Annotated in this window: 1 rRNA gene; it reads left to right on the forward strand. The window is 54.8% G+C overall.

Annotated elements, in window-relative coordinates:
- Position 1 precedes the first annotated feature (1 nt).
- Positions 2-219 (forward strand): 23S ribosomal RNA (locus H6A61_RS15805); the annotation flags it as partial.

Genomic DNA, 219 nt, shown 5'->3' on the forward strand with positions numbered 1-219 from the left:
AAGTCGGGACCTAAGGTTCAGCCGAACGGCGAGACCGATGGCAGAAACGGTAAAGATTCCGTTACTACCTCCAATGGTGACGTGGAGACGCAGCAGTGACACCACCGCCAGCTGACGGAATAGCCGGTTAAAGAGTGTAGACGTCGATTCCCGCAGGCAAATCCACGGGAAGAGTCGAACTTGAGAGTACACCAACTCCTTCGGGAAGCGGTGATAGTG

The organism is Bacteroides caecigallinarum, from assembly GCF_016901995.1.
Lineage (GTDB): Bacteria > Bacteroidota > Bacteroidia > Bacteroidales > Bacteroidaceae > Phocaeicola > Phocaeicola cellulolyticus.